The 12,297-nt window shown below is 34.1% G+C and carries 11 protein-coding genes; 4 read left to right on the top strand and 7 right to left on the bottom strand.

Going from position 1 to position 12,297, the window contains the following annotated elements:
• Positions 1-65: 65 nt before the first annotated feature.
• The 4 genes from ACKI3D_RS06355 to aroA form a co-directional block, all read right to left on the bottom strand.
• A complete protein-coding gene (locus ACKI3D_RS06355; protein WP_407393036.1) occupies positions 66-209 on the bottom strand; it encodes a hypothetical protein in 144 nt (47 codons plus the stop codon).
• Between the two features lie 54 nt (positions 210-263).
• The gene (locus tag ACKI3D_RS06350; RefSeq protein ID WP_407393034.1) at positions 264-800 is read right to left on the bottom strand and encodes an N-acetyltransferase; all 537 of its coding nucleotides are present in this window, start codon (positions 798-800) and stop codon (positions 264-266) included.
• Positions 801-917: 117 nt separating this feature from the next.
• Positions 918-1,547, bottom strand: coding sequence for an endonuclease III (gene nth / locus ACKI3D_RS06345; RefSeq protein WP_407393032.1), 630 nt, complete (start codon positions 1,545-1,547; stop codon positions 918-920).
• Positions 1,544-2,863 (bottom strand): 3-phosphoshikimate 1-carboxyvinyltransferase, encoded by a 1,320-nt coding sequence (gene aroA, locus ACKI3D_RS06340; protein ID WP_407393031.1) that lies wholly within the window; start codon positions 2,861-2,863, stop codon positions 1,544-1,546. The genes nth and aroA overlap by 4 nt, the downstream gene beginning before the upstream one ends.
• A gap of 62 nt (positions 2,864-2,925) precedes the next feature.
• On the opposite strand from aroA, the gene ACKI3D_RS06335 reads away from it, so the two are divergent.
• Together ACKI3D_RS06335 and ACKI3D_RS06330 are read left to right on the top strand one after the other, a co-directional pair.
• Positions 2,926-3,471, top strand: a complete 546-nt coding sequence (locus ACKI3D_RS06335) for a sugar O-acetyltransferase (protein ID WP_407393029.1) — start codon at positions 2,926-2,928, stop codon at positions 3,469-3,471.
• A 41-nt stretch (positions 3,472-3,512) separates the two neighbouring features.
• A complete protein-coding gene (locus ACKI3D_RS06330; protein ID WP_407393027.1) occupies positions 3,513-4,694 on the top strand; it encodes a tetratricopeptide repeat protein in 1,182 nt (393 codons plus the stop codon).
• Between the two features lie 34 nt (positions 4,695-4,728).
• Here ACKI3D_RS06330 and ACKI3D_RS06325 read toward each other — a convergent pair whose 3' ends face one another.
• Positions 4,729-7,443: a valine--tRNA ligase gene (locus tag ACKI3D_RS06325; RefSeq protein WP_407393025.1), complete on the bottom strand. Its 2,715-nt coding sequence runs from the start codon at positions 7,441-7,443 to the stop codon at positions 4,729-4,731.
• 154 nt (positions 7,444-7,597) lie between these two features.
• On the opposite strand from ACKI3D_RS06325, the gene ACKI3D_RS06320 reads away from it, so the two are divergent.
• Positions 7,598-7,954, top strand: a complete 357-nt coding sequence (locus tag ACKI3D_RS06320) for a hypothetical protein (RefSeq protein WP_407393023.1) — start codon at positions 7,598-7,600, stop codon at positions 7,952-7,954.
• A 15-nt stretch (positions 7,955-7,969) separates the two neighbouring features.
• Positions 7,970-9,628, top strand: coding sequence for a phenylalanine--tRNA ligase subunit beta (gene pheT, locus ACKI3D_RS06315; protein ID WP_407393022.1), 1,659 nt, complete (start codon positions 7,970-7,972; stop codon positions 9,626-9,628).
• 149 nt (positions 9,629-9,777) lie between these two features.
• Here pheT and ACKI3D_RS06310 read toward each other — a convergent pair whose 3' ends face one another.
• Both ACKI3D_RS06310 and ACKI3D_RS06305 read right to left on the bottom strand, forming a co-directional pair.
• On the bottom strand, positions 9,778-10,182 hold the full coding sequence (locus ACKI3D_RS06310; protein WP_407393020.1) for a secondary thiamine-phosphate synthase enzyme YjbQ: 405 nt from the start codon (positions 10,180-10,182) through the stop codon (positions 9,778-9,780).
• Between the two features lie 52 nt (positions 10,183-10,234).
• Positions 10,235-11,983, bottom strand: a complete 1,749-nt coding sequence (locus ACKI3D_RS06305; protein ID WP_407393019.1) for a right-handed parallel beta-helix repeat-containing protein — start codon at positions 11,981-11,983, stop codon at positions 10,235-10,237.
• Positions 11,984-12,297 lie beyond the last annotated feature (314 nt).

The raw sequence follows: 12,297 nt of genomic DNA, 5'->3' as shown, positions 1-12,297 counted from the left end.
TATATTATTTGTTTTACTTTATAAAGGTTTTGGTATGACTAAAAATTGTCTTAAAAATTAAAAAATTAAAAAAAATCAACATGCCTACTATTATTGATTCTTTCCTTAATTTCATCTTCTTTTTTGGTATTGGGCCTTTTCATTTCTTTTAAAAATAATTTAGTGTCTTTTCCTCTTAAAGTTGGTGTTGGTGCAATTGGTTTTGCCATTTTAATTACCTCTAATTAATTTTATAACATATACAAATATATAAAATTTTTCCATTATATTCTTTTTAAATCTTTATACAAAGGAATTGTTAAATTTGGATTTCTTGTAGCTGCACGCATTAATTTATTCTCATTATGAATCTTAAAATGATTAAATTTATTTCTATAATAGAACCCTCGAACATTACAATATGCATCAACAGTTATGAAACGGACACCATGTATTTCAGAAATTTTTTTAATTTGATAACAAACATTATCTAACAAAACAGTTCCCAACCCGGAAGAATTATATTTTTCATTAACTGCAAATCTACCAATTTTAATAGCGGGACACGTACTATACGGTAAATCATAGTCTTGTTCAATATCTTTTAATTTAATTATATCTGAAAGCAGAGAAAAAAATCCTATTATTTCCTTATCATACATCGCAAGATAAGTAACATTTAATTTTTCTTCTTGTTGACTTAATGCATCATTTTTCAAAAAGTCATCCATATCATTTAAACCACATGAAAAATTGTTTAACTCATGTTTTTGATTTAATTTAACAATATAATAGTTATTTTTAATATTTTCAATTTCCATGATAATTAAATTTGTTTTAAAGAATATATAAAGCTTGTTGAAGCCATTGCGTAAAATTAAAGTGAAAAAAACATGATATATAAACTTTATGGAAATTAATGAAAAAAAGAAGGAAAATTAGATATTTTCCTTAAAATAATCGCAAATTTCAGTGCAAGGACAAATCTCACATTGAGGAGAAATCGGCTTGCATATATTCTGACCAAATTGAACCATCAAATCATTTAATTTAATCCACAAATCCTTAGGAGCAATTTTACACAATTCCACTTCAGTTTCTTCCGGATCTTTTGTATCGACCAAACCTAAACGGTTTGAAATCCTGTGAACATGAGTATCAACTGGAATTGCAGGAAGCTCAAAAGCAAAAACCATTACGCAATTTGCTGTCTTTCTGCCAACCCCCGGAAGTTTGACAAGCTCTTCGACCGTATCCGGAACTTCTCCCCCATATTGGTCAATCAGAATTTGTGAAACCTCAACAATTCTGGCTGCCTTGACATTATAGAAACCGGCTGGCTTAATCAATTCTTTAATATCATCGATCGGAGCTTCAACAATCTCATACATATCCTTATATTTGCTGAATAAGTTTTCAGTAGCCTGATCGGTATTTTCGTCACGGGTTCTTTGAGACAATATTGTTCTAATCAAAACTTGATAAGGGTCATGGTCAAGAAAAGTTCTTATCTCAAAAGTGTTTTCCAATTGATTAATCAATTCAATTACTCTTTCTTCCTTATTCACTCTACCAACTCCAATTCAAATCCTAATTCAGCCATGCTTTCAATGAAATTCGGGAATGAAACATCAAACACTTCACCGTTTGTAATTTCGATATCATGTTTAAGGCCAATCAATGAAAATGCCATAGCCAACCTGTGATCGCCATGAGAATCGACTACACCTGAAGTTACACCACCAGTAATGCTCATTCCATCTTCCCTCTCAACCACTTTACAGCCAAGTTTTTCAAGTTCACGGCAGGTTGTATCAATCCTGTCAGTCTCTTTTACTCTAGCATGAGCCACACCAGTAATGTTTGTGGTTCCCTCAGCCATAGCCGCCAATACTGCAACGGTTATCAGTAAATCTGGAGCATTTGACAAATCAACGTCAATAGCCTTTAAGTTACCGTCAGAGCCAATTATTACATGATTATCAGCCCTTATGATTTTAACTCCCATTTCCTGAAGAATATCCAAAATTACCTTATCGCCCTGTTTTGAATTTCTAAACAGATTCATTATTTTAGCTTTGCCGCCATTGATTGCAACCAATGCAAGCAGATATGACGCAGAAGAATAATCCCCCTCAACAGTATAATCACAGGCAAGGTAAGGCTGCTTTTTAACGATGAACTCATCGATTTTGCAGCTTTGGAATTCCTTATCGCAATTAGCATGCTTTAGATAATATGCCCTTAGTGCCTTAACGCCGAATTTCCTCATTATATCCAATGTCATATTGACATATGGCCTTGATTTGAATTCCGGCAAAACATATAAGCTAACTCCATTTTCAGACAATGGCGAAGAGATTAAAATAGATGAGATGAACTGGGAACTGACATTTCCATAAATATTGGCTTCACCGCCAATATAACCCGGTTTAATCAGTATCGGTGCCTTATCATTATCGTTCAATGACTCCGTTTGGACACCTAATGAATATAATGTATCCATCAAAAGACCCATTGGACGAGTTTTCAATGAATCATCACCTGTCAATATTACTTCATTATCGCTTAAGGCAGAAACGGATGTCATTAATCTTAAGGTAGTGCCCGAATTGGCCAAATCAATTGGTTCTGTTGATGAATTATGCAGTTTGCCTCCAGTTCCAACAACCTCCAAGCAATCATCGGTTTGAGTAATTTGTGCACCCAAAGCTTTGCAGACTCTAATTGATGCCAAGGTATCTTCAGAGTATAGCATGTCATATAACTTGGAAGTGCCTTCGGCAAGTGAAGCTAAGATTACTGCTCTGTGTGAATAGCTTTTGGAAGGAGGAGCTTTTACAACACCTCCGATTTGTGAAATATTTTTTACCTTAAGAATCATTCTATCACTAATATTTTTAATCAAAATAAATAATATATTTAACTATGAGAGAAATTGACAAAATGAAAGCGGGTCTTGAATATTGCTATGATGAGGAGGAAATATCCCTAATGAAACTGAATGCAGTTGAAAACAGCAAGTTATACGATTCAATCGACAATTCTGATTTGGACAAACAGCACGAAGTATTGTGTGAAATTTTAGGTTCAGTGGGAGATGGGGTTTGGATAGCCAAACACTTCTGCTTTGACAATGGAAAAAACATCTTTATAGGAAACAATTTTACTGGAAACTTCAATCTGACAATATTGGACATCAAGGAAGTTTATATTGGAGACAACGTGATGATTGGACCGAATACTACAATAACAACTGTAGGCCACCCATTATCTCCAAAGAAAAGACGTGGACATCTGGCACAGGCCAGCACTATTAGAATAGGCAATGACGTGTGGTTGGGAGCTAATGTAACTATTCTTCCGGGAGTTACAATTGGAAACAATGTTGTTATTGGTGCCGGTGCGGTGGTAACAAAAGACATTCCTGACAATTCCCTTGCGGTAGGCGTTCCGGCTCGTGTTGTTAAAGAAATAGAGAATGATTTATAATAACTTTATAACAAATTATATATTACTAAGGATGTGTTAACATGGATGCCGTTACCAAAGAAAAATTGAAATTAGCGCAAAGATTCAAAAAAGAAAACAAAATTGATGAAGCGGAAGAAATCTTCAGGGAATTTTGGCAAAGCAACCCTCAAGATTTCTCAGAATTTGACAAAACAACTTTTAGCTGGATTTTATACAATAAATATATTAAAAACAATGAAGATCTTGATGAAATCCTTGATGCTGCTGAGCTGATTACCGAAATTAAAAAACAGCAAGACCAATCAGAAAACAGCAAATATCCATGTCCATATACATTATCAGTCCTAAAAGTTCTAGAAAACTTAAACAAAAACAATGATTTTGTAGAAGTCACAATGTGGGCTGAAAAATTAAATCCAGATTATCTAAGTTCAAAGGCCAGTGATTTCAACGGAAAAAAATACCCTTCCAACAAAGAAAAATACTACAGCCAACTGACTAAAGCTCTTTTGAAGCTCGATGATATTGATTACTGCTATGAATTGTCAAAAGAAGCTCTCCAACTAGAAGAACTGACTGACGATACCTGGTTTAACTGGAGAATAGCCAAATGTGCCAACGAACTTGGAGAATATGACGAGGCAATTGAATATCTTAAAAAGATGATTGCCAAAAAGCCTGACTGGTATATGAAGGCTGAAATAGCCGAAAGCTACTATTTCAAAGGAGAATTTGAAAATTCCCTATCCTATGCGATAGATGCTGCCTTAACTCCTGCTCCAAGTGAGAGCAAAGTAAACGTTTATTCATTAATTGCTGATTTGATTGAAGACGAATATCCTGAAGAAGCCCTTAAACACAGATATTTAGAATACAGCATCAGACTCAACAAAGAATGGAAGATTGAGGATAGGTTAACCGAAAAAATAGAAGAAGCCGGTCTCGATTTAGAGAATAAGGAATATTGGAAAATCGAAAAGGAACTTAAAAGCTTCTGGAATGATTTGAAATACAAAGATCAAGAAATCCAAAATGGTATAATCGTCAATATCATAGCTAATGGAAATGCGGGATTTATTGAAGGAGAAGATGGCAAATCCTATTTCTTTAGTAGACAGGAATTTAAAGGAAGTAATGATGAATTCCAGAAATATACAAGTGTAAGCTTCTACACAAAAGATGGCTTTGACAAGAAAAAGGGTGTAATGGCCAAAAATGCTGTGAACATACATCCTATTTAATCAATAGCTAAAAAAAAGAAAATTTGAGAAGTAATTATCTAATTACTTCCACAATCATATCTAATTCTTCAGATTGGAGGATATCTACCTTTTTACCAGATGCTCCAACAATCTCTTTTTTAATATTCAACATATCTTCAGGAACTACAATTTCACCAATTGTCAATTCATGATTTTCTTCTAAAACGGAACCGATTTCATCAATATCAGTTGATTTTAAATAACCGATGATTTTACCGGCATCCCCTTTGAATGTAGGTCCTATTTGAGACATGTCTGGTTCAACTTCGATGATTTTTTCATGAACTTCAGGTTTTCCGGAACTGATTGCCAAATCTTTGATTTTCAAGGTTCCTTTAATATCATCTTCAAATTCATTGAAGATTTCAACCAATGCATCATCGGAAGTGAAAACATTTACTTCAGCGAGTTCCGCATTCAACGGAATCTTGGAAGCGGATTTGAATCTTCTGACCTCATCGATTAGCTCGACAGTGGTTTCACCTTTGGTTTCGAAACCTTCATCGATTAGTTCTTCATAGACTTCAGGCCAGGAAGTTGTATGAATTGATTCATCTGAGAAGTACTGATAAACCTCTTCTGTAAAGAATGGTGCAATTGGAGCTAACAATTTTAAGGATGTCTCAACAACTGTCCTTAAAGTGTATTTTGCAGCTTTACGTGATTCATCACTTACATCAGTATACAATCTGTATTTTACAGCTTCAATGTATTCATCACAGAAATCATGCCAGAAGAACCTTTCAATTGATGTTATTGTATCGGCGAAATAATAATCTGCAAATGCCTGATCAACAGTTTTGTTTAAGTTATTGAGTTTTGACAATATCCATAAATCCAATGGTCCTAAATTATCTTTAACTTCATCATATGTAACTTCTTCATCAAATATCTGCATGCTAATGAATCTGAATGCATTCCAGAATTTTCTGAGGAATCTGTATCCATGTTTGATATCTTTCCAGTCAAATATTACATCAGATCCAGGAACACTGTTGGCCGCCCAGGTTCTTAATGAGTCAGCGCCGTATTTCTCAATGACCTCTTCAGGTCCGACAACAAATTCCGGTCTTGATTTACTCATTTTATTACCGTCTTCACCGAATACCATACCATTGATTACAATATCGTCAAATGGTTTTTGGCCGGTTAATGCAATACATCTTAGTGTTGTATAAAATGCCCATGTACGAATGATATCGTGTCCTTGTGGACGGAGATTTGATGGGAAATGATTAATATAATCTTCATCAGGCCATCCTGCAATGGATAATGGTGAAATTGATGAATCCATCCAAGTGTCAAGTACGTCTTCTTCTGGGATGAACTCTTCACAACCACATTCACAGGCATGTTTTGGCTTATCTACTGTTGGATCAATTGGTAAATCTTCAGGGTCTGGTAAAATGACTTTTCCACAATCCTTACAGTACCATACCGGAATTGGAGTTGCAAATATTCTTTGTCTTGAGATACACCAGTCCCATTCCATGGAATCCGCCCAGTTTACCATACGGGATTTCATGTGGTCAGGCACCCATCTCATTTCATCTGCTGCAACTTTTGTTTTTTCAATTAAATCGCGAACTGCTACAAACCATTGCTTTTTAACAAGAATTTCGATAGGAGTTTTACATCTCCAGCATTGCCCTACATTTTGGTCTACTTCCTCTTGCTTTAATAAGTAACCTTCATTGTCTAAATCTTCAATGGTTTGTTTTTTACAGGTCTGCAAGTCCATTCCTTCATATCTTCCGGCAGCGGATGTTAATGTGCCTGTTTCATCAATAGCATTGATGATTTCCAAATCATACTTTTGAACCCAGCTTACGTCAGTCTTATCCCCGAAAGTACAAATCATTACTGCACCGGTACCGAATTCAGGATCTACCTCTTCATCTGCAATGATTTTTACTTTTTGATGTGAAAGAGGAACTTCCACATATTTTCCTAAAAGGTGAGTGTATCTTTCATCTTCAGGGTGGATTACGACAGCCACACAGGCAGACATTAATTCAGGACGGGTGGTTGCAATCAGAATACCTTCATCTTTCGGGTCAGCCTGCTTGCCTGAGCTTTGAGATGAGACAATATCATCATAGGAATCATCAACTGCAGGCGGGAAGTTAACGTAGTTTAAAAATGTAGTGTTGTCTGAATATTCGACTTCTGCAAAAGCAATAGCTGTCTGACAGCGAGGACACCAGTTTACCGGGTGAATACCTTGGTAAATTAATCCATCTTCATACATTTTTAAAAAGGAATATTGGGTTCTTTTCATGTACTCGGGAGTCATTGTTACAAACTCACGGGTCCAATCCTGTGAATAACCCATTGCTTTCATGTCTGATTTCATGCTTGCAATGTTCTTACCGGTTAAATCAATACAATATTGTCTGAATTGTGCTCTTGAAACATCATTTTTATTAATATTATAGGTTTCTTCAACCTTCACTTCTGTTGGAAGACCATGGCAGTCCCATCCCTGTGGGAACAGGACATCAAATCCTTTTTGTCTTCTGTATCTTGCGTCCATATCCATGTAAACCCAATTCAATACATGCCCTAAATGAATGGCACCTGTTGGGTATGGTGGGGGAGTATCAATTACATATCTAGGACGAGATCCATCTCCAATGTATTTGTAGATGTTTTCATCTTCCCATTTCTGCTCCCATTCTTTTTCTTTTTTAAAATCATAGTCTTTAGGAATTTCTTCGTTTGACATATATTTTCTCCTAAAATAATTAAGTAAAAATAATATTATTAAATATGTTGTTTATTATTTAAAAATATTAAGTAAAATCAAATAAGATAGTTAACTATATTATATAATAAAATCAAATTATTAATATTATCAAATATAAGGACTGTGAAAATAAATGAACTTAATATGGTTTTATGTAGCTATTGTTTTGGCAATAAGTGACGTGCTGCACACCACATTGATGTGGAAAGTTTTGAATAACTTTTACATTATCCTAGGTGGCCTTATCGAACAGACAACACATTCCACTTGGCAAACATGGGTGATACATGAAATAATGGAAGCAGGATTTCATTTTGTAGTTGTATCAATTGTCTTCTTAAATCCGACAGTTGGAATACTAGCAGCCCTTATTCATTTTGTAGTTGATGTAGGCCATACCGTATTCATACGTGGTATGGGCGAATTAGAACATAGAGCTCTTCATTTTGTAATCGAGTCTCTATTTTTCATGTTAATCTATGGATTATAAATTAGGAGTTATTAGATGCCAGTTATAACATTCAAATATCAAGATTTAAAAGATTTAGGAATAGATATGGAAAAAGACGAATTAATAAACACTTTACCAATGATGGCAAGTGATATCGAAGACTTTGATGATGAGGAAATCAAAGTGGAATTCTTCCCTAACAGACCGGATAATTTGTCTGTTGAAGGAGTTGCTAGATCTTTTAAAGGATTCATCGGTCAGGAAATCGGTTTTCCAGATTATAAAGTTGAAAGTTCTGGAGAATATGTTACTGTAGATGCTGATGTAGCGTCAATCAGACCATATATAGGATTTGCAAAGATTGATAATGTTGATTTTACTGGCGATAAACTCAAATATGTTATGGATTTCCAGGAAAACCTTCACTGGGTAATCGGAAGAGACAGGAAAAAGGTAGCTATCGGTATCCACAATGCAGATGTTGTGGAAGGTCCATTCAAATACATTGCAACACCTAAAGACGCCAATGCTTTTGTTCCTTTGGAAAAAGACACTGAAATGACTCCGGATGAAATCTTAACCCAACATGACAAGGGTAAAGATTATGCTCACTTAATCCAAGATTTCGATAAATATCCATTGATTTTAGATAAAGATGACAATGTTTTATCAATGCCCCCAATCATTAACGGAGAGTTAACCAAACTTAAGGAAGATACCAAAAACATTATTGTTGATGTGACCGGTACTGATGAAAGGGCAGTCAATCAAGCATTGAATATCATATGCTGCTCATTTGCGGAAGTCGGAGGACAAATCAAAACTATGGAAGTCAGATATGAGGACAAAACCATTGTAAGCCCCGATTTGACTCCTCAAGTGATGAATGTTCATGTTGACACAGCTAATGAATTGATTGGTGGAACAAGCTTATCTGCCGAGGATATAAAAGAATTATTATTTAAAGCTCGTTTTGATGTTGAAGTCATTGATGAAAATGAAGTGAAGGTAAGCATTCCTGCCTATAGAGTAGATATCCTGCATGAAGTTGATATTGTTGAAAACATTGCAATACAATACCATATCAACAGTATCGATGCTAAATTGCCTGACATTAATACTGTAGCTTATGAAAACAACTGGTTTAAATCAGAAAGCATCATCCGTGAAGTCATGGTTGGTTTAGGGTTCCAGGAAGTAATGAGCTTAATGCTTACCAATGAGGAAGCCCATTATGAAAAAATGAACCAAGCTGAAGAAGCACATGTCCAAGTTGCAAGACCAATCACAATTGACAGGACAATGATTAGAACCAGTTTAATAAACTCATTAATGGAATTTTTAGAAGACAACAAACACGAAGATTTGCCTCAAAAGATTTTTGAAATCGGAGACGTTTTATATCTGGATGATACTAAAGAAAACAAGACTGTTGCTTCCAAAAAACTGGCTGCATTAATCTGCCATTCAACTGCAAACTTCAGTGAAATCAAATCCGTTATGACAAGCGTATTGTCAAACTTAGGTTATTCAATGGAAATTACCGACAGTGAAAATAAAACCTTCATTGAAGGAAGAGCCGCTGACGTTACCGGTTCCTCTCAAAAAGGTACAATTAAAGGATTCTTTGGAGAAGTATCCCCTGAAGTAATTACTAATTTTACCCTAGAATATCCTGTAATTGCATTTGAAATTGAATTTATCAATGACTAAATTCTTTTTCAATACCACAATTTCCTCATTTGAATTTCAATTTGAGAGTAATTGCTCAATTGCGGTGAAGTATCATAATTATTGAAAATGAGTATCAGAATAAACAAAATAATTATGATTGCAATTAAAATTATTGTCCATCGCCTCAATTATTCACCAACCATTGTCAAAGTTATTGTTCTAGCACGTCTTGGCCCATCTAATTCTATGAAAAATACTGATTGCCATGTGCCTAAATCAAGTTTTCCATTTTTAACGGGCAAACATTCACTTGATGAGAGCAAAAATGACTTTAAGTGTGACTTTGCATTATTATCTATTCTATCATGTGAATAGCTGTATTTATCTGTAATTAGATTATTTAATGTGAATTCCAAATCTTTCAAAAGCCCGGATTCGTTTTCATTGACAACGATAGCTGAAGTGGAATGTTTTGAAAAAATGGAGATGATTCCTTCATCAATATCAATTAATTCGTTGATTTTTGATGTAATATCAATGATTTCAAAGTTTCTCTCAGTATTGATTTTTAAAGAATGAGATTTGATTGTCATTAATAATACTTTGACTTTATAATATATAAATAAAAAAAAGAAAAGGAAATTTTTAATCTTCAAATTTTAAATTACGTCGGTACCCATAAACGATGCACCCTAATAGAGAAACAATACTTATTACAACTATACCAGATGTATCAACTATGGTTTTTGAGATTTTTTGCGTAGGAACAACCTCATATGCTTTACCTTCTTCACCTGCTAATCCTTCACTTGAAGAACCTGCATTTGAATCCCCATATGACATGGCATTCATTCCACTATCGGATGAATCAGAAGACTGTATATTTGAACTGTTATCTCCAAATTTACCGGTTTTTCCAGAGTTGGCTATATGAGAGTCTGTTGAACTGCTATTTCCTCGTCCATTTCCATTCCCATTGCCGTTTCCGTTTCCACTACCTGCATTGCCATTATTTGAATCATCTTCAGAGCCCTTATTATCATCATTATTGCTTTTTGAATCATAAGGGTCTTGGTAATCCTCAGAACCTGCTGTTGCACGATATTTAACTACTTTTTTAGCAGTTTTCTCACCAATAGTTACATCAACCTCATATTCGGTATTGGGTTCCAAATCAGGAGATTGAATCTTGGCAATCCCATTTTCAACAGTAGTAGTATACTTATTACCGTTAACTTCCACATCAACATCAAATGTTCCCATCTCATTTACCACATTTCCTTGCGGATCCTTAACTTGAAGACCAATACCGTTTTTAATGGTTATCGCATCAAGTTTTAGGATTTTTGCAAGAAGCATTGGGCAAACGAATGTATTTTCATTGTCTGTTGAATCAAACCAGTTTTGGTCTAGCTCAAATTTTTCATTTGCAGGGTTGTTTTTAGCTTGGAATTGTTCATTGTGAATTAATGCATTGTTTTTTACAAGTAATTTGGAACTGTCCTTTTTAGTCCTGAAATGGTCTCCTAAAAGCAACCCGTTTCCAGATTCGTCAGGACCCAATTCACAATAAGGGTCACGGCGATTATGGGATAATGTATTTGCTACAATTAAATCATTACTGGATTCAGAGTTTACAAAAATACCATTAGTATTGTTGTGAATCTTATTATATTTGATAGTATTTCCGGATGAGATATTGTACATGGAAATTCCATTAAAGCCATTATGATGAATGGTATTGTTAAGTATTTTGCAATTGTAAATGTTTGAGGTTTCAATACCTGACCTTTTGTTATTCCAAATATTATTTTTAGAAATAACGCAACTTTTAGCATTTTGAATTAAAATACCATTGCTTTTGGCTTTTGTAATCTTATTACTGGACAATGTAATTTTATCGGAATTTTTAATCAAAACCGAATTATCCCCACCAGTAATATAATCATTTTTTATATTTACATTACTGGCACCATCAACAATGATTGCACTATCGCATGAGTTAGCTTTGATTGTAATCCCGGACAATACGCTGCCGGCACTATTAGATGTAAAGTAAAATCCGAAGGTTTTGTCTATTCCTAAACTTTTAGCCGTATCGCTAACTCCATCCAAGACATTAACAACACTATTACTATTGGAAACTATATTCAATTTCTTATCTACCACTAAAGATATGTTATTGTATTCTTTGTCTGTAAATTCAAATGTTGTATCCTCATTTGCATCATCAAACAAGTTTTGTATATCATTATTTGATAAATCAGAAGTAATTTGAATGTCTGATGAGGCAATAGTATCATTGACTTGGGAGTTATCACTAGCATAAACGGCTGAAACAAGGAATAAACCTACAATAAATATGAAAAAAAGATTCAATGCTTTTTTATCCATATAAACTCCCCTCGATATATATCTATAATCATTATGAATTGATTTATTATGAGATTTTATTTCAAATTTCAAACATTGTGAAAGTTAAATTATATTGACTATTAAATTTTGAAAAATACAATTTATCTGTTAGAATAAAACAACAAAATAAACTTTCATACATATTGATTATTGTTACTATTTTTGATGTGAAACTGTATATAAAGTTTATTGAAATAACAGTGTTAAAAGGAATAAAACACCTTTATATCGCTTGAAAATATTAATAACAGTGTTATATTAGGTAAACAATACTAAATAATTTAAATAAGATA

Source organism: Methanobrevibacter sp., assembly GCF_045586545.1.
GTDB lineage: Archaea > Methanobacteriota > Methanobacteria > Methanobacteriales > Methanobacteriaceae > Methanocatella.
The sequence above is the reverse complement of the archived record's forward strand: the minus strand, read 5'-3'. Positions and strand labels throughout refer to the sequence as shown.

Excerpts from the sequence above, each read along its gene's own strand:
- aroA (WP_407393031.1), bottom strand. The coding sequence starts at position 2,863 with ATGATTCTTAAGGTAAAAAATATTTCACAAATCGGAGGTGTTGTAAAA.
- ACKI3D_RS06355 (WP_407393036.1), bottom strand. The coding sequence starts at position 209 with ATGGCAAAACCAATTGCACCAACACCAACTTTAAGAGGAAAAGACACT.
- ACKI3D_RS06325 (WP_407393025.1), bottom strand. The coding sequence starts at position 7,443 with ATGTCAAACGAAGAAATTCCTAAAGACTATGATTTTAAAAAAGAAAAA.
- pheT (WP_407393022.1), top strand. The coding sequence starts at position 7,970 with ATGCCAGTTATAACATTCAAATATCAAGATTTAAAAGATTTAGGAATA.
- ACKI3D_RS06310 (WP_407393020.1), bottom strand. The coding sequence starts at position 10,182 with ATGACAATCAAATCTCATTCTTTAAAAATCAATACTGAGAGAAACTTT.
- ACKI3D_RS06330 (WP_407393027.1), top strand. The coding sequence starts at position 3,513 with ATGGATGCCGTTACCAAAGAAAAATTGAAATTAGCGCAAAGATTCAAA.
- ACKI3D_RS06305 (WP_407393019.1), bottom strand. The coding sequence starts at position 11,983 with ATGGATAAAAAAGCATTGAATCTTTTTTTCATATTTATTGTAGGTTTA.
- ACKI3D_RS06320 (WP_407393023.1), top strand. The coding sequence starts at position 7,598 with ATGAACTTAATATGGTTTTATGTAGCTATTGTTTTGGCAATAAGTGAC.
- ACKI3D_RS06350 (WP_407393034.1), bottom strand. The coding sequence starts at position 800 with ATGGAAATTGAAAATATTAAAAATAACTATTATATTGTTAAATTAAAT.
- ACKI3D_RS06335 (WP_407393029.1), top strand. The coding sequence starts at position 2,926 with ATGAAAGCGGGTCTTGAATATTGCTATGATGAGGAGGAAATATCCCTA.